This is a genomic window from Ruegeria sp. YTSA072 (assembly GCF_059610285.1).
In genome coordinates this window covers 1-20526 of the sequence record NZ_JBXWNI010000012.1, presented here as the reverse complement: position 1 = coordinate 20526, position 20526 = coordinate 1, and the positions used below count along the sequence as shown (strand labels likewise).

Here is a 20526-nt window from a genome sequence, read left to right as displayed (position 1 = left end):
CTGCCCCCGTACCCCCGGAGTATTTTGGAAAAGATGAAGGGGCAGGACGGTGAAACGGATCAATCTGGCTTTGCAGGGTGGCGGCGCGCACGGTGCCTTCACCTGGGGCGTTCTGGACCGAATTCTGGACGAAGAAGATATCGAGGTTGCGGCGATCACTGGGACCTCGGCCGGGGCGTTGAATGGCGCTGCCTTCAAATCCGGGATGGTGCACAACGGAAGCGACGGCGCGCGGGCTTGTCTGGACGGGCTATGGGCACGGATGGGTGCGGTGGGGGATATGCGCCTTGCCGATTGGATGCAGGCGCTGGAGCCCGCACAGATTGCCCAGTCGATGGAGTATTCACTGCCATTCTCGATTGGTGATGCCTGGTCGCGAATGGTGTCGCCTTATGCTTATGGTCCGTTTTACCGCAACCCTCTTGAACCGGTTGTGGATCGGTTCAACTTTGATGAGATTTGCACGGATCAGGGACCCCAGTTGTTTGTCTGCGCGACCTGTGTGCGCAGCGGCAAGATCCGGGTGTTCACCGGGGAAGAGATTTCAACGGATGCCATTCTGGCCTCGGCCTGCCTGCCGAGCCTGTTTCAGGCCGTCGAGATATTTGACCCCATCTCGGGCCGGACCGAGGCATATTGGGATGGTGGTTACACTGGAAACCCGGCGCTTTATCCCCTGTTTAACAGTGATTTGCCTGAAGACGTCGTGGTCGTGAACATCAACCCGCTTGAGCGTGATGAGGTGCCGAAAACTCCGCAGCAGATTCAGAATCGGATCAATGAGATCAGCTTTAACTCATCCCTGTTTCGCGAGTTGCGGGCGATCAATTTTGTTCAGCGTCTGTTGGCGGACGGCAAGCTGACGGCCGGAGAGATGAGCCGCGTATTTGTTCACATGATCGCGGATGACGAATTGATGAACGATTTGTCCGTGGCGACCAAGACGGTTCCCAACCCTGTGATCCTGCACAAGCTGAAGGAAGCCGGGCGCGCCGCGGCGCATCGGTTCATCGGCGATCACAAAGCCGATCTTGGCGCACGCAGCACCGTCGACCTGCCCGAGATGTTTGGCTGATCACTCGGGCGGCTGCGTCGGGTCTTTTTCGTTGGGGTAAACAAGGCCTGCGGAAATCACCAGCTTTGCGGCGTCCTCGATTGTCATATCCAACAGGATCACGTCCTCGGCCGGGAAGAACAATAGGAAGCCAGAGGTCGGGTTGGGCGTGGTCGGGACGAAGACACCCAGCAGTTCACCACCGGTTTCAGCCCGCTCGCTGACTTCGCCTTTTGCCGCGGTAGAGACGAAACCAATCGCCCAGATACCGCGGCGCGGGTATTGGATCAGGCATGCTTTTTCGAACGACCGTTCAGTCTGCGCAAAAACCGTTTCCGAGATTTGCTTGATCCCAGAATAGACAGACCGGACGACAGGCATCCGGCTGACAAGACTTTCGGCAATTTGGATCAGGGACCGGCCCAGAATACCTTTGGCGATCCATCCAACCAGAACAGTGAAGATCAGGAAGATGACAACGCCGACGCCCCGCAGGTTGATGCCCACGTATTCCTGCGGCTGGAACCGTTGTGGAATTATGGGCAGAACCGCACTGTCGATCCAGCCGACCACGGACCAGATCAGCCAAATGGTCAGCCACACAGGCGCAATCACGACGATGCCCGTCAGGAAAGACGCGCGCAGTCGCGAAAACAGGCCCGGGCGGCGTTGTGGTTCTTCGTCAAATGGCGTGTTCATTGCGGTCCTGAGCGGTTTTCTGCCAAATTAGTTAAGCAGTTGGGTGCCTTGGTACAATAGGCTTATGTCAATCGGTTCGGTCGGACAGCGCCCGAGCAATTCCGGCCGCCAGTCGCGCGTTATTACGAACCAGGGCAATATTGGCCGTCAGCGAACGCCCTTCGGTCTGTTCGTAAATCCGTTGCAGCAGGTAAGGCGTGACGCCCTTGCCGCTGATCCGGTGAGTATCAGCGTCGGCCTGTGCTGATGCAATGATGGGAGCCAGTTCTTCGGCCGGGATCTGATCGGCGGTCGGAATTGGGTTGGCAACCAGCTGGCCGCCGGGCAAGCCAAGCGCGCGGCGTGTGGCGTGGGCTGTGGCGATGTCCTCGGCGCTGTCCATGCGCAGGGGCGCGGCATAAGGGGATTTAGCCGACCAGAAGGCCGGGAATTCGTCCTGCCCGTAGGCGATGACCGGAACGCCCAGCGTTTCCAGAACCTCGAGCGTTTTTGCCAGATCGAGGATGGCCTTTGCGCCTGCAGCGACAACCGTAACCGGGGATTGCGCCAGCTCATGCAGATCGGCTGAGATATCAAAGGTTGTCTCGGCACCCTGATGCACGCCGCCGATGCCACCGGTGGCAAACACTTCGATCCCGGCATAATGGGCAGCGATCATCGTCGCTGCGACTGTGGTCGCGCCAGTACCGCCGGTCGCCATGCAGGCGGCCATATCTGCGCGGGACAGCTTGGCGACGCCCTGCGCCTGACCCAGCGACTTTAGCTCGTCGGCTTCCAGACCCACGTGCAGTTTTCCTTTGATCACGGCCATTGTAGCCGGAACCGCGCCTGCGTCACGGATGTCTTGTTCGACCTGTGCCGCAACCTCGATGTTCTGAGGGTAGGGCATGCCGTGAGTGATAATGGTGCTTTCCAGCGCAACGATGGGCTGGCCTGCGTCCTTGGCGGCGCGGACCTCGGCGGAATATTGAATGTCGATCACAGTGGGGTTTCTCCGGATACGTATGTTGCGGCGGCGTGCAGGGCGCGGGCCAGGGCCTCTTCGCTGGAAGCTCCGTCGGATTCTGAGGCGATGTGGGCCGCCATGAATGTGTCGCCTGCGCCGGTTACGCGGGTAACCAGAACGGACGGGGGTGTTTGGGTCAGGATTTCATCCGCATTACCAACCGTGGCCGAACTTCCGCCGTCGGTGACCAACACGCGCAGCGCGCCGCGATCCAGCAGGCCTTTGGCGGCGCTTTCGGAATCCTTGAATTCGCGCTGGCACAGGATACCGGCTTCTTCGAGATTCACATACAGCGTGGCCCGCGCATGCTTCAGGAACGGCAGCAAGCGTTCGGCTTTACCGGGCGAGGCCGGTGCCACACGCAGATCGGCGCGCGCAAAGGCGGGGCTTTGGGCGATTTCCTCAAGCAAGGTCAGTGTCAGATTGCCGTCCAGCGCGATAGGGCCTCCGAACGGCTCGTTTTCGTACCCTAAAGGCCCGTGCATCAATGGACGCAAGATTTTGGCACCCGCGGCCTCAAGCGAATGCGCATCAGCGATGGCTGCTATCAAGCCGTTGGCCCCTTCGACCGCCATGTAACGGTCGGTCGGCAAATCCTGCGAACGGTAAATGTGATCCGTCACCATGCCCAGTCGGGAACAGGCATTTGCCAACTCATCGCCCTCAGGATCGCGTCCGATGGCGGTCAGCAGGGTGGGGGTCATGCCAAAACGCACCAGTGTCATGGCGATGTTCATGGCCACGCCACCCGGTAGGCGGGTGATCCGCCCCGGCACGTCCGACCCTTGCCGCATGGCGCTGGCGGACCGGCCAATCACGTCCCAAAGAACCGATCCGATACAAAGGATGTCGCTGTTTTGTGTCATGTCGTCGTCATGCCGCAGCCCCGGCGTAGGTGCAAGCGTTAACGCTCGCACCGATCAGCGCATCGCGTCGGTCAGACCCTTCAGCGCGGCCAGAGGGTCATCCTGTGACCAGATCTCGTCCCCGATACCGAAAAAATCGGTGCAGGGGGTCAGATCGCGAACCAGGTCGGGGTTCAGGCCACCCTCGGCAACGACCGGAACTTCGATCGTCTCAGACCACCACTGGAACAGATCCATTTCGGCGATTGTGCCATCACCCAGCGTTGACGCGCCCACTGGTCCAAAGGCGACATAGTCCGCACCGGCCTCGCCAGCAGACATGCCGTCATGGCTGGACGCACCGCAAAAGCTGCCAACGATGGCTTCCGCGCCCAATTCCTTTCGTGCAAACCGGACCGAGCGCGCGGCGTCATCCAGATGCACCCCGTCCAGCCCCAACCGCTGCGCCAGCAGAACATGGTTCGAGATCACCAGCGCCACATCGCGCGCATGCGCAACCTCACGGCAGGCATCCGCCGCGCGGGCGATCGTGTCTTCATCTCCACCGGCCAGCGCCAATCGGATACAAGCGATCTCTGCCCCGTCCAACACGCTGGCCAAACGGTTCGTAAAGGTGCTCAGTTCGATGGTCGGTGGCGTAATCAGGTAAATCTGCGGCTGCTCGGGGGTGTCCATTGGCGCGTCCTTCGCTTTCAGTCTTTTGCGCGGTTTAGCGGATTGCGGCTGGGAAGCAAACTTTTATGCTGGTTTCCGGCCCAAATGAAGGCGCGGATGGCTTGCCCTGCCTGTGCGCGCAGATTAGAGCAGGCGGAACCTTCGGAGACAGCCATGCCTAGCGATAAATCTCAGCCCTCATTCGTGCTTGTGCGCCCGCAGATGGGTGAAAACATCGGTGCCGCCGCGCGGGCGATGTGGAATTTCGGGCTGGATCGGATGCGGATCGTGGCACCTCGGGACGGATGGCCGAACCCCAAGGCTGTGGCGATGTCCAGCGGCGCCGGGCGTCTGTTGGATGAGGCGCAGCTGTATGACGATCTGGCCGGTGCGCTAGCCGACAGCACTTTTGTTTTTGCGACCACGGCGCGGCAGCGTGGATTGACAAAGCCGGTCTACAGCCCGGAACGCGCAATGCAACTGGCTGCCGAAAAGGTTGCTGCTGGTGAAAAGGTCTGTGTTCTGTTTGGCCCGGAACGCGCAGGGCTCGAAAACGAAGACATCGCTAAGGCAAACGCCATCATCTCGGTTCCGGTAAACCCGGAATACGCCTCGCTAAACCTTGGGCAGTGCGTGTTGCTGACCGCCTATGAGTGGATGCGCCAAACCGGCGATGTGGTTCATGAGGCCACCGATCTGGGCAAGGGCGACTGGGCCACGGGCATCGAGGTCGAGAAACTGGTCGAACACTATGAAGACCGGCTGGAAGAGGCGGGGTTCTTTTATCCGCCCGAAAAGGCCGAGGGTATGAAGACCAACCTGCGCAATTTGTGGTCCCGTATGCGGATGACCCGGTCCGATGTGCAGATGTTGCACGGGATCATGCGTCAGATGGTCCGCTGGAAAGACAAAGGCTGAGGCTGGACCTATGTTCCGCTTCATCCTAGCTTGCGACAAAATCCAAGGCACAAGAGGACAGCATGAGCGGTAAGCGCAGCATCTTCGAAGACGTCTCAGACACTGAAAAACAACAAGCCGTTCAACCGGGTATGATCGATCGTGGCCGCGGGGGTGCGCGCAAGGCCATTCGCGCCTGGCTGATGATCCTGTTTGCGCTGGTGGTCGTCATGATCGCTGTGGGCGGGCTGACCCGCCTGACCGACAGCGGGTTGTCGATCACCGAGTGGCGGCCGCTTACCGGGGCCATCCCGCCGATGAATGAGGCGGACTGGCAAGCCGAGTTCGACAAATACAAGCAAATCGACCAGTGGCGCATTCAGAACCAATGGATGGAGCTGGGTGACTTCAAATCCATCTACTGGTGGGAATGGGGCCATCGTCAGCTGGGGCGCGTGATTGGGCTGGTCTGGGCTCTTGGCTTCTTTGGCTTCCTTATCGCGCGGAAAATACCAACCGGCTGGACCGGTAAGTTGTTGATTCCGGGCCTTTTGGGCGGTGTTCAGGGTGCAGTCGGTTGGTGGATGGTCGCCTCGGGCGTGACGCAGGGCGAGGGGATGATTGCTGTGGCCAGCTATCGTCTGGCGATTCATCTGGGGCTGGCTTTTGTAATTCTCGGCTTCCTTGCATGGTACATCTTTGAGCTGGGCCGCGACGAACGTGACCTGATGCAGGCCCGACGCGCGAAAGAGGCGAAATTGTTCTCGCTATCCACCGGGTTGATGCATTTCGCCTTTTTGCAAATACTCATTGGTGCGCTTGTCGCCGGGATCGACGCCGGGCGGTCTTATACCGATTGGCCGCTGATCGGTGGTCAGCTTCTGCCGCCTGACATGGCGATGCTGGAACCGATGTGGCGCAACTTCTTTGAAAGCCCGGGTCTGGTTCAGTTCATCCACCGTTGCGCGGGCTATCTGCTGTTCATCTTCGGCATCGTCGTCTGGCGGCGCGGCAGCACCAGTGCACATCCGCAAACTCGCTTTGCCTTCAACGCGGCCTTCGCAGCGCTTTCGCTGCAGGTGGTGATTGGGATCGCGACCGTGATCTACGCAGCCCCGTGGCAGATCGCCATCTTCCACCAGTTCATGGCCGTCGTCGTCTGGACCCTTATCCTGCGGGCGCGATTCCTGACCGCTTACCCAATAGCAACCTCTTTGCGCGGAGCCTGATACCGATGAGTGCTTATGACGATTTGATGGCCTTCCAGCGCGAAACATCGGCCTTGGGCGAAATTGCCGGACGCTTGGGCTGGGATCAGGAAACAGTGATGCCTCGCGGAGCCGCGCCGCAACGGGCCGAGGAGATGGCCGCGATCGAGGCTGTCTTGCACGCGCGCCGATCCGACCCGCGTGTTGCTGAATGGTTGAACGCTGCTGGACCGCGGGACGCGGTCGGACAGGCCCAGCTTCGCGAAATTCGTCGATCATATGAGCGGACGGTCAAGGTGCCCGCCGATTTGGCAACGGCCATCGCGCGCGTGACCTCTGCAGCGCAGGGAACCTGGGCTCAAGCTCGCGCAGACGAAGATGTCGCTGCTTTCCTGCCAGCACTCAGTGAGGTTGTCGCGCTAAAACGCGAAGAGGGTGCCGCGCTGGCACAGGGTGGCGATATTTATGACGCGATGGTCGAGGATTATGAGCCTTACACGACCGGATCGCAGATTGCCGAAATCTTTGACCAGATGCGCCCGCGTTTGGTGGCATTGCGTGCAGCTGTTCTGGACAAACCTGCACCTCAGGCTTTGGCGGGGAGTTTCGATGAGCTGAAACAAATGCAATTGTCAGAAAAACTGGCAACCACTTTCGGGTATGACCTGAATACAGGCCGCATCGACAAGGCTGTTCACCCGTTCAGCTCGGGCAGTGGATCGGATGTTCGGATCACCACCCGGACCAGTAAAACCGATCCGTTCAACTGTTTCTATTCGACAATCCACGAGGTCGGCCATGCCGCTTATGAACAAGGGATTGATCCGGCTTATGCCCTGACGCCTTTGGGGCGGGGTGTGTCGATGGGCGTGCACGAAAGCCAAAGCCGGATTTACGAGAACCAACTGGGCCGATCCCGAGCCTTTACCGGTTGGTTGTTTGGCCAAATGAAAGACGCGTTTGGCGATTTTGGCATCTCCGACCCGGATACGTTCTATGCAACGGTCAACGGTGTTCACAACGGTTATATCCGCACCGAGGCGGATGAGGTGCAATACAACCTCCACATCATGCTGCGCTTTGATCTGGAACGCGCGCTGATGGCCGGTGACCTCCAAGTGGATGATCTTGAGGCCGCGTGGAACGACCGTTTCAAGGCGGATTTCGGATATGCGGTCGATAAACCTTCGAACGGATGTCTGCAGGATGTGCACTGGTCAGTGGGTTTGTTTGGTTATTTCCCAACCTATTCGCTGGGCAATGTCTATGCAGGATGCCTTTATCGAGCGTTGCGGAACGCTGTGCCGGAACTGGATGCGCAACTGGCAGCAGGTGACACGTCAGGCGCAACCGATTGGCTGCACGAGAATGTGCAGCAACATGGCGGGCTTTACGCTCCACGCGAGACCATTCAACGTGCAAGCGGTATGGAACCCGGACCTGACCCGTTACTCGGGTATCTGGAACAGAAATTTGGCGGGTTATACGGGCTCTGAGGTCAGAAAACGTTTCGTCAAGTTGCCGTGTAGGTGCATTGGTTTTGACCTGAATGAGAGTAGGGTGGTTCGAACGGTTTTACCAAAGGAACCACTTTGTTCTTTGCAACACATGTCAAACCACACATAGCGTCAATTCTGACCAGCAACACGCGCCTGATGGCGCGTAGGCGCGTGCTGGAGGCAAAGCATCACGTGCTGAACCGCCCGCGCGTTGTCCATTATTTCCATGATGTTTCCGACCCATACTGTCACCTCACCGCACAGGTCTTGCAGCGGTTTCGAGACACCTATGATGTCGAGCTGCGCCCGCATCTGATTTCGGGCCCTCCGGCCGAGGCTTTGCCGGACCCGGCAGCACATCGGCAAAATGCTATCAAAGATGCGGCAAGACTGGCCCGAAAGCTTGGTCTCAGTCCTCCTGAAGACTCAGTTCCTGACGAGGCTTTCATTGCAGTTGCGGAAAAACAGATGGCAGCCGAACTGACGAATGAGAGCTTTGTTAACAATGTCCGGGTTATCAGCAAAGATCTTTGGTCGGGAAAGGGTTTTTCGTCTTCGGATCACCCCTTACCGGCTGCGCTGATCGAGGATGGTGACCAACAACTTTCCGATTTGGGTCACTATCTCGGCGGAACATTTCACTACGATGACGAATGGTATTGGGGCGTTGATCGTCTTCATTATCTCGAAGACCGGTTGCTGCTCGCGGGTTTGGGAAGTGGGTCGTCACCGATAGTGTCTTTGCCTTCAGTGCAATTGGGCCAAGAGAAGCCTCAGGATCAGGAGATCGAGTTCTTTTTTTCTTTCCGCAGCCCTTATTCTTATCTGGCATTTGACCGGGCCGTCGACTTGGCACGCCACTACAACGCACGGCTGGTTCTGAGGCCGGTTTTGCCAATGTTGATGCGAGGTTTACCCGTCCCTCCACCCAAATCCTCCTACATCCTTTATGATTGCGTGCGCGAAGCGCGTCGGCTGGGAATCCCGTTTGGGCGTATCTGTGATCCTTTAGGCAAAGGAGTCGAGCGTGGCTATGCCTTACTGGATTATGCCGAAGCGCAGGAAAAACTGCCTGAGTTCTGTTCCGCCTTCCTGCGCGGCGTCTGGTCAAAGGGTCTAAATGCTGCAACCGATCGTGGGCTTCGGATTATCGTCGAAAACGCGGGGTTGGATTGGCAGAGTGCGAAACCGCACGTTAGCTCGGATCATTGGAGAGATCGGGTAGCGGTCAATCAGGACCGCCTGCAAGAGATCGGGCTATGGGGTGTCCCAAGTTTCCGTGTCGCCGGGGAAAGTGTCTGGGGACAGGATCGCCTTTGGGCGGTCGAAGACCTTTTGATAAATAAAAAGGCGCCACACCCGAAAGTGTAGCGCCTGAATAATGTTATGGATCTGTCGGTTACTCTTCCGCTTCGTCCTCGTCGCCTTGATCGGCGATCCAGGCAACACTGACGACCACTTCGCCTTTGCCGGTGTTGAAGACCTTCACGCCACCGGCCGAGCGGGAGCGGAACGAAATCCCATCAACCGGCACCCGGATCGATTGGCCTTTGGACGTCGCCAGCATGATTTGATCTTCCATATCGACCGGGAACGAGGCGACGAGTTCGCCACCACGCATCGCCTTGTCCATGGCGGCCACACCCATCCCGCCGCGTCCGCGGACTGGGTAGTCGTGGCTAGAGCTCAGCTTGCCCGCGCCGCCTGCTGTGATTGTCAGGATCAGGTTTTCGGCTGCCGACATCTCGGCATACTTTTCCTGGTTGAAATCACTGCTTGCCGCGGCTTCCTCTTCGTCACCAGCGTCATCTTCGGTAAGCCCTGCAACCGCACGGCGCATTTTGAGGTAAGCCACACGATCTTCGGGGGTCGCTTCGAAATGGCGGATCACCGACATCGAAACCACGCGGTCTCCATTGGACAGCCTGATACCGCGCACACCGGTGGATTCGCGCGAGTTGAACACTCGTACATCGGTGGTGCGGAAGCGGATTGCACGACCCGAATTGGTGACCAGCATCACATCTTCATCTTCCGAGCAGATACGGGCGTTCACCAGCTCAACATCTTCGGGCAGTTTCATTGCGATCTTGCCGTTGCGTCGGACATTGGTGAAGTCTGACAAGCGGTTACGACGCACGTCGCCCGCGCTGGTGGCGAAGATGATTTGAAGGTTCTCCCATTCTTCATCGGGTACATCCACCGGCATGATCGCGGCGATGGAAACACCGGTCGGGATCGGTAAGATGTTGACGATTGCCTTGCCCTTACCAGTGCGCCCCGATTGCGGCAGACGCCAGGTCTTGAGTTTGTAGACCATGCCATCCGTCGTGAAGAACAGCAGCTGCGTGTGGGTATTGGCAACGAAGAGGTTAGTGACAACATCCTCTTCCTTGGTCTGCATCCCCGACAGGCCCTTGCCGCCCCGCTTTTGCGCGCGGAAATCGGCCAGCGGAGTACGCTTGATGTATCCGCCCGACGTGACGGTCACGACCATATCCTCACGTTCGATCAGATCCTCGTCTTCCATGTCGCCGGACCAATCAACGATCTCGGTGCGACGGGGCACGGCAAACTGTTCACGAACGCTGCGCAGCTCATCTCCGATGATCGACATGATGCGCTCTCGCGAGGACAGAATATCGAGGTATTCCTGGATCTTACCTGCCAGTTCTTCCAGCTCGTCCGTGACCTCTTTGACACCGATCTGAGTCAGTCGCTGCAGACGTAGGTCAAGGATGGCGCGGGCCTGAACTTCGGTCAGGTTATAGGTGCCGTCGTCATTCATCTTGGACAGAGGATCGTCGATCAGGCGCAGATAACTTTCGATCTCAGCCGCGGGCCAGCGACGGGTCATCAGCTTTTCACGCGCTTGCGCGGCGTCAGCGGATGACCGGATTGTGGCGACCACCTCATCCACGTTCGACACAGCCACCGCCAGACCACACAGGATGTGGCTGCGTTCGCGGGCCTTGCGCAGGTCGTACGCAGTGCGACGGGCCACGACATCTTCACGGAAGTCGATGAAAGAGGTCAGGAACCGGCGCAGGGTCAACTGCTCGGGCCGGCCACCATTCAGCGCCAGCATGTTGCAACCAAACGAGGTCTGCATCGGCGAGAAACGGAAAAGCTGGTTCAAAACAACTTCCGGCGTCGCATCACGTTTGAGTTCGACCACGACACGCACCCCATTGCGGTCGGATTCGTCCTGAACGTGGCTGACGCCTTCGATGCGTTTTTCGCGAACGGCTTCGGCGATCTTTTCGATCATCGAGGCCTTGTTTACCTGATAGGGGATCTCGTCCACGACGATGGCATAGCGGTCCTTGCGGATTTCCTCGACGCGGGTCTTGGAGCGGATAATGACGCTGCCGCGCCCTTCCAGATAGGCTTTGCGCGCGCCGGATCGGCCCAACATCACACCACCGGTTGGGAAATCAGGGCCGGGGATATATTCGATCAGCTGTTCGGATGTCAGATCCGGTTCATCGATCAGCGCCAGCGTTGCGTCGATGACTTCGCCAAGGTTATGCGGCGGGATGTTGGTTGCCATACCGACGGCGATACCACCGGCACCGTTGACCAGCATGTTCGGGAAACGGGCGGGCAGAACCGTCGGTTCGCGGTCCTTGCCGTCATAGTTGTCCTGAAAATCGACCGTTTCTTTTTCGATATCGGCCAGCAGGGACGCGGCAGGCTTGTCCATGCGTACTTCGGTGTAACGCATGGCCGCCGGGTTATCACCGTCCATCGAGCCAAAGTTGCCCTGACCATCCAGCAGCGGCAGCGACATCGAGAAATCCTGCGCCATCCGCACCAGCGCGTCATAGATCGCGCTGTCACCATGCGGGTGGTACTTACCCATGACATCGCCAACCGGACGGGCCGATTTGCGGTATGACTTGTCGTGGGTATTGCCCGTCTCGTGCATGGCATAGAGGATGCGCCGGTGCACCGGTTTCAGGCCATCGCGCAGATCGGGGATCGCGCGGGACACGATGACCGACATCGCATAGTCCAGATAGGACGTGCGCATCTCGGATTCGATGGATACCGTCGGGCCGTCATATACGGGACGCTGGGGCGGTGTTTCATCCATGTTTTCTGGGGTTTCTGGCGTATCGCTCACGTAACCTGCCCGTTTATTGTGCTGGGTCTATATCTTGTGGATGTACCTTATCAGACCCGGCACATAAGGTGCAAGCAAGCAGCGCATTCTGGGCAAAAAACACCCGTAACACTGGGGTAACATATTGTTAACCAAGGGTTAGGTGGTTTCTGTGCTATGCTGAAGAGACCTTGCAACAATTTTGGAGGTCTGCATGGAGCAAAGCGAAACAGAACTGATGCTCAAGGGGTATGGGCTGACGACGGCCGAATTTTTTTATCACATGCCCGACTATATTCACGTGCTAAATACATTTATCTGGCAGGAATACGACCTTGCGCCGGATCATCCCAAACTATTCGATTTTATTGAATTCTGGCAGCGAGAGATCGAAGGACCGCTGCATTCCGTGCGGTTTACACATCGCAAGATGATCGCGCCCGGGGAATGGCGCAACGTGGTAGGCGAATTCCGAGTGAATTGACGCCCGGGCACATCAGGCCTAAACCCATATACATTTCCGGTGCATCCGGTATCGTGGCGGCGAAGTCATTGGCCACAAGCGGAAACACGGAATGCCCAGAGTTTTATTGATTGCAGTTGCCATCTGTCTAGCCGGGCCAGTGTCGGCCGAAGGTGTCCTTGATAAAATCAAGAAGGGCGCTGAAAATACGGCTAATGCTGTCGGACGCGGGGCAGAAACCGTCGGGCAGACACTCGAAAAAGGGGCGAACGCGGTTGATGAAACCATCACGTCCACCTCTGATTTACTGTCCAACGAGGCGACGCCCGAAGAGACTCGTGCCAAGCTGGATGTCATGGCCGTCGATGTGTTGGCGCAGTTGCTAACCGAAAATCCCGACGCACAGGCGCTATATGATGTCAGTGCGGGATACGCTGCGTTCGATTCTCGCAAGGTGACAGTTTTCCCGGTGTCCGCAGGGTACGGGCGCGGTGTTGCCGTGAACAAAGAGACTGGTCAGCACACCTATATGAATATGGGAACCGGTGGAGTGGGCGCGGCGATCGGTATCGGCGGGTTCGAGACCAAATTCGTGATCCTGTTTGAAACCCCAGCAGATTTGGACAGTTTTGTCACGCACGGTTACGACGCGACTGCGGAATCCGGCGCGATGTATGGAGATGAGCGCACCGATGAGACGCTCAGGTTCATAGACGGGCGGTCGTTCTTTGTGCTCAGCAAAAAGGGCTGGCGCGTTTCGGCTGGGGCGTCAGGCACAAAATACTGGAAATCGCCCGAGCTGAACTGATCAGCCCGAGCAGCTGGCGCCGCCCAGAACGCAGAACTTTGCGCAATGTGGGTGGTTGAGGTGCACGTCGGCCTCGGCCTCGGCCAGTGTGGTGCCCATTTCAAACTCAGGCTCGTACGGCAGTAGGGTACAGGCCAGAACGGCAGGCCGTTCTGCGCCTTTGCGTTTGACCACCATGCGGGCATTCGAACACATTACAGCCTCGGGTGCTTTATCCAGAATGCCCCAGCAAGCGGTTGTGATTTCGGGGACTTCGACGGTTTCGTCCATCTCGGGGAACAAAACGGTCTGGCCGGGATTCTGTGCGTCGATGTCAAAACGGTGCTGCTTGAAGAACGCCTCATACCCGGCGCGACTGTCGGCGTCGCTGTCACCCCAGACCGTGCGACCTGCGATAGCGATATTGAACCCGTTGTCGCGCAGCCACTCCATTCCGGTGATCGTCTTGTCAAAGCTGCCTTTGCCGCGTTCCTCGTCATGCAGTTCGGGGCGATAGTGGTCCACGGAAACTCGAAGTGTCAGCTTGTTTCCATAGTTGCGCTTCAGATCCAGCAACCCCTCGCGCATCTTGCGGCGCATCATCGGCAGCATTGCATTTGTCAGGAGCAAAACTTCATAGCCGCGTTCCAACGCGACACGAGTCATGTCGATCATTTCCGGGTTCATAAAGGGCTCGCCCCCGGTGAACCCAATCTCACGCACCGGCCAGACGCGTTGTTCGATCTGGTCCAAGTAATCGCGCACCTCTTCGGTGGTGATATAGACCAACGCGTCGTTGGTTGGACTACTGGCGATGTAGCAGTTGACGCATTCGATATTGCAAAGGGTGCCGGTATTGAACCACAACGTCTCGGGGTTTTTCAACGCTACGGAAGCGCGAGTTTGCCCATCTGCTGTCACCAATTTGTTCTTAAACTTGCCGATATTGGCGGTCTGAGGCGCGTTGTCTTTCATTCCGGTATCCGGTTCTTTGAAGTTACTTCTGATGTAGCTGCTCGACTCGGATTAGTTAAGTCAGGCAAGTGCGACCTGACAGAGTTTTGATGATGGGGGATTTAGGCTGACCGATTGCGCTAACATTGGACATGCCCGGCGGGGCAAGATAAGGAAAAACCATGGTTTCTCGCGTCATACCAGTTGATCCGTTCGATCTCGTCATTTTTGGCGGGACCGGCGACTTGGCGCAACGTAAGATTCTACCGGCCCTGTTTCGGCGCTTTTGTTCAGGGCAGTGGGCCGAGGGCGTTCAAATCATCGGCGCTGCGCGCACGGTCCATGACCGCGCGGGGTTTCAGGCAATGGTCGCCGAATCGCTGCAAACCCATGCGGCTGCGCAATGCCAGGACGAGGGCGCATTGCGCGCGTTTCTGGACCGCGTCGACTATGTGACACTCGACGGGAATTCGAATGAGGGCTGGGAACAGCTTGCCGACAAACTGAACTATGACCGGGTGCGGGCGTTTTACTTTTCTGTTGGCCCGCGTCTGTTTGGACCATTGGCCGAGCGGATCAAGGCACATGATCTGGCGACGCAAAATACGCGGATTGTCGTCGAAAAGCCCTTTGGGCACGATCTGGAAAGCGCAAAGGCGTTGAACGCGACCCTGGCTGAGCATTTCAGAGAAAGCCAGATTTATCGGATTGACCACTATCTGGGTAAGGAAACCGTCCAGAACCTGATGGCGGTTCGTTTCGGCAATATGCTGTTCGAACCGCTGTGGAACAGCCAGTATGTGGATCACATTCAGATCACCGTGGCCGAATCCGTGGGTATCGCCGGGCGAGAAGAGTACTATGAGCGCGCAGGCGCCATGCGCGACATGATGCAGAATCACCTGATGCAGTTGTTGTGCCTGATCGCGATGGAGCCGCCGGCAAAGTTTGATCCGGACGCAGTGCGGGATGAAAAGCTAAAGGTCATTCGCGCCCTCGATCAGGTCGAACCACATCATATCGTGCGCGGGCAGTTCGATGGAGGCGGCAGCGGGAACGGATACCGCGAAACCGTAGGCAATCCGCGCTCGACCACCGAAAGCTATGTGGCGCTGCGGGCGCATATCAGCAATTGGCGTTGGGCGGGCACGCCGTTCTATCTGCGCACGGGCAAACGTCTGGTTGCGCGGTCATCGGTGATCAATGTGATGTTCAAAGATGCGCCGCATTCAATTTTCGGCGAAGAGGCCGGACGCCACGCGAATGTCCTTTCGATACGCCTGCAGCCGAACGAAGGCATAACGCTGAAGGTGACGATCAAGGAGCCGGGGCCGGGCGGTATGCGTCTGGTCGATGTGCCCTTAGACATGAGCTTCGCCGAGGCGCTAGGGTCAGGAAACCAAGACCCCCCGGATGCATATGAACGGCTGGTCATGGACGTGATCCGGGGCAACCAGACACTGTTCATGCGCGGGGATGAGGTCGAGGCCGCATGGGCCTGGACCGACCCGATCATCGCGGGCTGGCACGCGCGCGGTGACGTTCCAAAACCTTATGAAAGCGGCAGCACAGGCCCGGGCGACGCCGAGCTGTTGATGAAACGAGATGGTCGCCGCTGGCAAGGAATAAACCCATGAAGATTCAGGAATATGCTGATCGCGACATGCTGGCAATTGATGTCGCAAACGCCTTGGCCGGAGAGTTGGAGGCTGCCTTGCTGCATCACGACACGGTCTCAATGGCCGTGCCGGGCGGTACGACCCCTGGGCCGGTCTTCGACGGTCTTTGCGCGGCCGATCTGGCATGGGATCGGGTGCGGGTTTTGCCCACCGATGAACGCTGTGTTCCGGGTGACAGTGACCGGTCGAACGAACGGCTGATCAGGCAGCGCTTGCTGACAAACCGTGCTTCGGTTGCCCAGTATGTGCCGCTGTATCTTGAGGGTAAGGAACCCGACGATGTCCTGCCGGAAATCGAAGACCTGATCGCGCCGGTTCTGCCATTGTCAGTTCTGGTATTAGGGATGGGTGAGGATATGCACACCGCGTCACTGTTTCCGGGGATGCAAGGGCTTGAGGCCGCGCTGGACAGCCATGCGCCCATCCTTGCGGTTGCCCGTCCCGAAACCCAGCCCGAGGCACGGATTACGCTGACCGGCCCGGTGCTGGACGGCGCGCTGTCCAAACACCTGATTATCTATGGCGCCGCCAAACGTGACGCGTTGGAAAAGGCCATGTCGCTGCCACCAGAAGAGGCCCCGATCGCCGCCACGCTGACCGGCATGACGGTTCATTGGGCGGAGTAACGCAGATGCAGTTGGACCCACTCAAAAATCTAGCATCCGAAGTGCAGAACGAGGCCATCCTCGGGCTGTTTGAAAGCGATCCGAACCGGGCTCAGAGTTTTTCCGCGTCTACCGGAGATCTGCTGTTTGATTATTCTAAAACCCAGATCACAGATGACGCCCGAAAGGCCTTGATCGCGTTGTGTGATGAGGCTGGCCTGGCTTCGCGCCGCGCGGCGATGTTCGATGGTGAAAAGATCAATGAAACCGAAGGCCGTTCCGTTCTGCACACAGCGCTGCGTAATTTGGATGGTGGCCCGGTTGAGGTCGATGGTCTGGACGTTATGCCCGACGTTCTGGATACGTTGCAACGGATGCGCGTCTTTGCAGAAGAGGTGCGTGGCGGCGCGGTCACCGGGGCAGGGGGCGCCTTTACCGATGTGGTCAATATCGGGATCGGTGGTTCGGATTTGGGCCCAGTGATGGCGACGCATGCGCTGTCCCCGTATCATGATGGACCAAGACTGCACTATGTCTCGAATGTGGACGGCGCACATATCGCCGATACGCTGCGTCAGCTTGACCCAACGCGGACACTGGTGATTGTTGCCTCCAAAACTTTCACGACCATCGAGACGATGACCAATGCCCGAACCGCGCGAGCTTGGATGGAAGATGGCGGCGGCGATCCGGGCAAGCAGTTTGCCGCCGTGTCCAGTGCGTTGGACAAAACCCAAGCCTTTGGTATTCCCCAAGAGCGCGTTTTCGGTTTTGCCGATTGGGTTGGCGGGCGCTATTCGGTCTGGGGCCCAGTGGGCCTGCCGGTAATGATCGCCGTCGGATCGAACGCTTTCGATGCGTTCCTGCGCGGCGGTCAAGCGATGGATGTACATTTCCGCGCCGCCGACTGGGTCGAAAATATGCCCGTTATGCTGGCTTTGGTCGGCATTTGGCATCGTCAGGTTCTGGGCAACGCTAGCCGGGCCGTGCTGCCTTATGATCAGCGCTTGCTGCGATTGCCAGCGTATTTTCAACAGCTCGAGATGGAATCGAACGGCAAATCTGTTGCCATGGACGGCAACACTCTGACCATTCCCTCCGGCCCCGTCGTCTGGGGGGAGCCGGGCACCAATGGGCAGCATGCATTTTATCAGTTGATCCACCAAGGCACCGACGTGATCCCCTGTGAGTTCATGGTCGCGGCCGAAGGGCACGAACCGGAATTGACCCACCATCACCGACTGTTGCTGGCCAATTGCCTGGCGCAGTCCGAGGCGCTGATGCGCGGTCGATCCTTGGGCGAAGCACGGCAACGGATGGCGGAGAAGGGGCTGGAAGGGGACGAGCTGGAACGGCAAGCCCGTCACCGAGTTTTTCCGGGCAACCGTCCTTCGACAACGTTGATGTATCCAATGCTCACGCCGTTTGTTCTGGGCCAGATCATCGCGCTTTACGAACATCGTGTGTTTGTCGAGGGCGTCCTATTGGGCATCAACTCGTTCGACCAGTGGGGCGTTGAGTTGGGCAAGGAACTTGCGACATCTCTCGGCCCGATCGTCGACGGAGAAGAAAGCGCCACTGGCAAGGACGGTTCGACCGCTGCCCTGGTTGCCTATGCAATGCGCCACCGCGATCAGTAACGCGGTTTTTTGCGGCCTGCCGAATAGGCAAGCCGCATTCTTTTATTGTCAGACAATTAAATGATTGGCAGGGTCTGTTCTAGGGAACGCCCTGAACACTTTGCCTTGCGCACGCTGGCGAGTGGCATCAGGCAAGCAGACAGCACTGCCCAATAGAGGCGACGCTGATAATGGGAGGATGTCCATGCTGGGACAGATGATGACGCAGCCTTTGCTGATTTCGTCGCTGATTGATCACGCCGAACGCTATCATGGCCAGACCGAGATCTACTCGGTCGAAACCGATGGATCGGTCACCGAAACCACATGGGAGCAAGTGGCGCAAAACGCGCGAAAACTGGGATCAGCGCTGACCAAGCTGGGGTTGGAGCCGCAGGATCGAATTGGCACGTTGGCCTGGAACAACCGGCGACATCTGGAGATCTACTATGCCACCTCCGGCGCGGGTTTTGTGTGCCACACGGTGAACCCCCGGCTTTTCCCGGAACAGCTGACTTACATTATCAACCACGCCGAAGACCGGGTTCTGTTCTTTGATGCGACATTCATCCCTCTGGTCGCGGCCCTGCACGAACACCTGACCGAAGTGCGCCATTTCGTTTTGATGGGCCCACGGAATGAAGACGCCGTTGCCCAAATCCCTGGCGTCGCGTTCTATGATGATCTGATCGAAACTGGCGATGGCGATTTTCAGTGGCCGAGTTTCGATGAAAACACAGCGTCCAGCCTGTGTTACACCTCGGGCACGACGGGCAATCCCAAAGGCGTTCTGTATTCCCATCGTTCCACAGTCCTGCACAGTTTTGGATCGAACACGCGAGATGTCATAGGCTTTTCTGCTATGGATGTCGTGATGCCGGTGGTTCCAATGTTCCATGTCAACGCCTGGGGGTCGCCCTATGCCTGCGCCATGTCGGGTTCACGCATGGTGCTGCCCGGGCCGGGTCTACATGGCGAAGCACTGGTAAATCTGGTCGATACATATGGCGTGACGCTGGCAATGGGGGTTCCGACGATCTGGCAAGGCTTGCTGGCACATGCCGAGAAGTCAGGTAGCAAACTCGCCAGCTTGAACCGCACTGTGATTGGCGGTGCTGCGTGCCCGCCCTCGATGATCGAAACTTTCCGCGAGACCTATGGTGTCGATACGGTTCACGCCTGGGGCATGAGCGAGATGAGTCCGCTGGGAAGCACGAACAACCCACTGGCCAAACATCTGGACCTTCCGCCTAAAGAACAACACAAGCTGCGCGAAAGCCAGGGTCGTCCACCCTATGGGGTCGAGTTGAAAATTGTCGATGATGACGGCAATGATCTGCCCAATGACGGCGTCACGCAGGGCGATCTGCTGGTGCGCGGTCATTGGGTGTTGGACAGCTATTTCCAGATGCAGGATGAAGACCTGCTGCAGGACGGATGGTTCGCGACCGGAGACGTCGCAACGCTGGACCCCGACGGGTACATGACTATCCGCGACCGGTCCAAGGACATCATCAAATCCGGCGGCGAGTGGATCAGCTCGGTCGAGTTGGAAAACATCGCCGTAGCCCACCCGCAACTTGCCACTGCGGCCGTTGTTGGTGTGCCGCATCCCAAATGGGACGAACGCCCCTTGTTGGTGGCCGTCAAAGCCGAAGGCGCGGACCCGAGTGAAGCGGAGTTGCTGGCTTTCTTCGACGGTAAAATCGCCAAATGGCAGGTGCCCGATAAGGTTGTCTTTGTGGATGCATTGCCACTGAACGCGACCGGCAAGGTCTTAAAGCGCAACCTGCGCGCGGACTTTGAGGGTGCTTTGATGGGCTAAGCGCCTGATATTGTTGAAAATGGCTCCGGCGGTAGGGATCGAACCTACGACCAATTGATTAACAGTCAACTGCTCTACCGCTGAGCTACGCCGGAACGGTTCGCGCCGTATAGCAACCTGTTTCTGCGGCGTCCAGAGGGTACGGCACATTTTTTGGATGAAAAAACGAGCCAGGTCCCGGCGCCGATTCCGAGATCAGAAAACGAGCGCTGGTTCGGCGGATCCGGCGCGGACCGAAGTCGACGAACTCAAGACTGAGATGTCATCAACTCGCGGCCCCAGGCGCGGAATCAAGGTGTCAAAACATGGGATTTCTGCCGGGATGCTCTATGGGCATCTATACGCGTCGCCTGAAACTAATGTTCCGCCATCGCTGGTTGAGCTCTGGGTCAAAACGAATCCATTGCCACCCATTGCCGCCACAGAGTTGCGCATTTTGTTCTGCGCGCTTTGCGCATCCATCGGCGTGTCAAAGCCAAAAAGCTCCATTCCACTTACCGGCCCCAAAAACTGACAGTTCTGAACGTGAGCCTCCCCAACTGAACTGGTCCACCGTTATGTTTAGGAAACGGAGGACCACGAATGGCAAACAAGCGACCGAAG

Annotated in this window: 17 protein-coding genes, 1 tRNA gene and 1 pseudogene; 11 read left to right on the top strand and 8 right to left on the bottom strand. The window is 58.0% G+C overall.

What is annotated here, in order from left to right; genetic code table 11:
• Positions 1 to 49 precede the first annotated feature (49 nt).
• Positions 50 to 1075, top strand: a complete 1026-nt coding sequence (locus tag AC2FIB_RS17555; RefSeq protein ID WP_496842523.1) for a patatin-like phospholipase family protein — start codon at positions 50 to 52, stop codon at positions 1073 to 1075.
• Here AC2FIB_RS17555 and AC2FIB_RS17550 read toward each other — a convergent pair whose 3' ends face one another.
• The 4 genes from AC2FIB_RS17550 to AC2FIB_RS17535 form a co-directional block, all read right to left on the bottom strand.
• Positions 1076 to 1753, bottom strand: a complete 678-nt coding sequence (locus tag AC2FIB_RS17550) for a DUF502 domain-containing protein (protein ID WP_113790156.1) — start codon at positions 1751 to 1753, stop codon at positions 1076 to 1078.
• Positions 1754 to 1820: 67 nt separating this feature from the next.
• The gene (locus tag AC2FIB_RS17545; RefSeq protein WP_496733433.1) at positions 1821 to 2735 is read right to left on the bottom strand and encodes a pseudouridine-5'-phosphate glycosidase; all 915 of its coding nucleotides are present in this window, start codon (positions 2733 to 2735) and stop codon (positions 1821 to 1823) included.
• Complete coding sequence (locus AC2FIB_RS17540) at positions 2732 to 3625, bottom strand: PfkB family carbohydrate kinase (RefSeq protein ID WP_496842522.1); 894 nt, start codon at positions 3623 to 3625, stop codon at positions 2732 to 2734. Before AC2FIB_RS17540 ends, AC2FIB_RS17545 begins: the two co-directional genes overlap by 4 nt.
• 54 nt (positions 3626 to 3679) lie before the next feature.
• Complete coding sequence (locus AC2FIB_RS17535; protein ID WP_282151322.1) at positions 3680 to 4300, bottom strand: thiamine phosphate synthase; 621 nt, start codon at positions 4298 to 4300, stop codon at positions 3680 to 3682.
• A 153-nt stretch (positions 4301 to 4453) separates the two neighbouring features.
• Here AC2FIB_RS17535 and AC2FIB_RS17530 point away from each other — a divergent pair, with 153 nt between their 5' ends.
• The 4 genes from AC2FIB_RS17530 (at position 4454) to AC2FIB_RS17515 (ending at position 9254) form a co-directional block, all read left to right on the top strand.
• The gene (locus tag AC2FIB_RS17530) at positions 4454 to 5197 is read left to right on the top strand and encodes an RNA methyltransferase (protein ID WP_496733429.1); all 744 of its coding nucleotides are present in this window, start codon (positions 4454 to 4456) and stop codon (positions 5195 to 5197) included.
• 62 nt (positions 5198 to 5259) lie between these two features.
• On the top strand, positions 5260 to 6405 hold the full coding sequence (gene ctaA, locus AC2FIB_RS17525; RefSeq protein WP_496733427.1) for a heme A synthase: 1146 nt from the start codon (positions 5260 to 5262) through the stop codon (positions 6403 to 6405).
• Positions 6406 to 6410: 5 nt separating this feature from the next.
• Complete coding sequence (locus tag AC2FIB_RS17520; RefSeq protein WP_496842521.1) at positions 6411 to 7880, top strand: carboxypeptidase M32; 1470 nt, start codon at positions 6411 to 6413, stop codon at positions 7878 to 7880.
• A gap of 159 nt (positions 7881 to 8039) precedes the next feature.
• Positions 8040 to 9254, top strand: coding sequence for a DsbA family protein (locus AC2FIB_RS17515; protein WP_496733423.1), 1215 nt, complete (start codon positions 8040 to 8042; stop codon positions 9252 to 9254).
• A 28-nt stretch (positions 9255 to 9282) separates the two neighbouring features.
• On the opposite strand, the gene gyrA is transcribed toward AC2FIB_RS17515, so the two are convergent.
• Entirely contained in the window at positions 9283 to 12012 is a 2730-nt protein-coding gene (gyrA, locus tag AC2FIB_RS17510; protein ID WP_496705394.1) for a DNA gyrase subunit A, read from the bottom strand.
• 193 nt (positions 12013 to 12205) lie between these two features.
• Between gyrA and AC2FIB_RS17505 the strand changes: the two genes are divergently transcribed.
• Both AC2FIB_RS17505 and AC2FIB_RS17500 read left to right on the top strand, forming a co-directional pair.
• Positions 12206 to 12475: an usg protein gene (locus AC2FIB_RS17505; RefSeq protein ID WP_058271768.1), complete on the top strand. Its 270-nt coding sequence runs from the start codon at positions 12206 to 12208 to the stop codon at positions 12473 to 12475.
• A gap of 91 nt (positions 12476 to 12566) precedes the next feature.
• Positions 12567 to 13262 (top strand): lipid-binding SYLF domain-containing protein, encoded by a 696-nt coding sequence (locus AC2FIB_RS17500; protein WP_496733422.1) that lies wholly within the window; start codon positions 12567 to 12569, stop codon positions 13260 to 13262.
• On the opposite strand, the gene AC2FIB_RS17495 is transcribed toward AC2FIB_RS17500, so the two are convergent.
• Positions 13263 to 14216, bottom strand: a complete 954-nt coding sequence (locus AC2FIB_RS17495; RefSeq protein ID WP_496733420.1) for a radical SAM protein — start codon at positions 14214 to 14216, stop codon at positions 13263 to 13265.
• Positions 14217 to 14377: 161 nt separating this feature from the next.
• Here AC2FIB_RS17495 and zwf point away from each other — a divergent pair, with 161 nt between their 5' ends.
• From zwf to AC2FIB_RS17475, 4 genes are all read left to right on the top strand, one after another.
• On the top strand, positions 14378 to 15832 hold the full coding sequence (gene zwf / locus AC2FIB_RS17490) for a glucose-6-phosphate dehydrogenase (RefSeq protein ID WP_496733418.1): 1455 nt from the start codon (positions 14378 to 14380) through the stop codon (positions 15830 to 15832).
• Positions 15829 to 16500 (top strand): 6-phosphogluconolactonase, encoded by a 672-nt coding sequence (gene pgl, locus AC2FIB_RS17485; protein ID WP_496733416.1) that lies wholly within the window; start codon positions 15829 to 15831, stop codon positions 16498 to 16500. Before zwf ends, pgl begins: the two co-directional genes overlap by 4 nt.
• Positions 16501 to 16505: 5 nt before the next feature.
• Positions 16506 to 18119: a glucose-6-phosphate isomerase gene (pgi, locus tag AC2FIB_RS17480; protein WP_496733414.1), complete on the top strand. Its 1614-nt coding sequence runs from the start codon at positions 16506 to 16508 to the stop codon at positions 18117 to 18119.
• A 184-nt stretch (positions 18120 to 18303) separates the two neighbouring features.
• Positions 18304 to 19923 carry a long-chain-fatty-acid--CoA ligase gene (locus tag AC2FIB_RS17475; RefSeq protein WP_496733412.1) on the top strand — a complete coding sequence of 540 codons (1620 nt, stop codon included), beginning with the start codon at positions 18304 to 18306 and terminating at the stop codon, positions 19921 to 19923.
• Between the two features lie 20 nt (positions 19924 to 19943).
• On the opposite strand, the gene AC2FIB_RS17470 is transcribed toward AC2FIB_RS17475, so the two are convergent.
• A tRNA-Asn gene (locus tag AC2FIB_RS17470) sits at positions 19944 to 20018 on the bottom strand.
• Between the two features lie 232 nt (positions 20019 to 20250).
• Positions 20251 to 20445, bottom strand: a pseudogene (locus AC2FIB_RS17465) (DUF4156 domain-containing protein); the annotation flags it as partial.
• Between the last annotated feature and the right edge of the window lie 81 nt (positions 20446 to 20526).